The sequence below is a fragment of the Aquimarina sp. I32.4 genome (assembly GCF_002924285.1).
Taxonomy (GTDB): domain Bacteria; phylum Bacteroidota; class Bacteroidia; order Flavobacteriales; family Flavobacteriaceae; genus Aquimarina.
The window spans coordinates 1-1,422 of record NZ_PGUB01000231.1; the positions used below are offsets into that span (position 1 = coordinate 1).

Annotated in this window: 1 protein-coding gene and 1 pseudogene; both read right to left on the bottom strand. The window is 31.9% G+C overall.

What is annotated here, in order from left to right:
• A pseudogene (locus tag CVD18_RS22205) lies at window positions 1-476 on the bottom strand (IS4 family transposase); the annotation flags it as partial.
• 172 nt (window positions 477-648) lie between these two features.
• The gene (locus tag CVD18_RS22210) at window positions 649-1,260 is read right to left on the bottom strand and encodes a DUF6503 family protein (RefSeq protein ID WP_103867628.1); all 612 of its coding nucleotides are present in this window, start codon (window positions 1,258-1,260) and stop codon (window positions 649-651) included.
• Window positions 1,261-1,422 lie beyond the last annotated feature (162 nt).

Below are 1,422 nucleotides of genomic sequence, written 5' to 3' on the forward strand. Positions count from 1 at the left end.
CACTGTTTACCAAACAATTTGATAAAGCGTTCTATTAGTGCGATACGTTCCCCACTATTGGAATTTCCTCTTTTGTCTAGCATGGTAAAGAGCAGAGGAAAAGCTACACCTTGATAAACAACACCTAACATAAATATATTGATATTGGCTTGTCCAAATTTCCAATTGGTACGATCAATAGTTAATTTTACTTTATCTTGTTTGGGTAATAAGTTAAACACCAATTTGGCAATCAAATCAGCTTCCAAAGTATACTCAGCGATAAAACGTTGAATACGTCTTAAAGAAGAACTAGTGTTAGCTGTAGTGTCAAAAGCATTTGCCAATTTATCAAAGGTTACAGATTGTACTTTACATAAGCTACTAATAAAAAGTGCTATTAGCTTTATGCGAGCTAGATTTATTTTTCCTTGAAAATGAGTATTGAGAACAGAAGTTAATTCACTATTTTTAGTGACAGCATTGGTTTTCTCCATTAGATAAATAGGTCGAATTATTCATCTAATATATTGAAAATCAATGCTTTATCTTAATAAAACCATGCGTATTTTACTGATAATCAAGTAATTATATTTTTGTCATGTACTGTGAAATTATAATATCATTTATTCATTCTCTCCTCTTGGAGAGATTAAGAATTATAGCAACCTATAAAGATTTCTCTTTCTCTTCTTCTGGTTTTTTAAATATCGAAGGTAAAGATTTTTCGGTACTTGAACTTGCATTTACAAAACGTACTTCATTTTTAACCTCTCCTACTACTCCTCCATCAGCATATTCTCTCCATTTTAAAGTTTCAGGAAGCAATAAACCATCTACATCACTCCAATCCGCATATTCTACCAAACTTACTTTTTCACTTGCTTCTTTACTGAAATAAGTAACCGTATACCCCAAGAATTTCATTTTTTTTGAGATCTTATCGAAATACAAAAAGTAGTTGTCTTTTGGAGAATCTCCTACGTCCTCACCATAGGATATTTTATATCCAAAATATTCAGTGTCATCTACTGTAAGGTCTTCTATTTTTTCATAATAAATTCCTTCATCACCTAATACAAAAGGCATTGCATAAAAATAAAACATCAAATTATGGTAGAAACGAGGGTTTCCTTCAAAATAAGTAGAATCTTGTGCTACCCAAGCTTCATTACCATCATACCCCAAAGCATATGCATCCGTTTCTATACGTGCATGTCTTGTTTTAAGATCAGTAGTGTGTTTTTCATTCCCATTAGGTTTTACAATTTCAAAAATCAATGTATTTTTTTTATCAAAAGTATCAATCCCTCCATGGGCTTTAAAAACAGCTGCAATATCTTCAGGAAAATCTTTAGACCTACTTTGGATATTCTATGGATACTGACCCCCATTCTGGTCATATTGACCCCTCTGTAGCTTTTGGTCTTAAAAAGATATGTT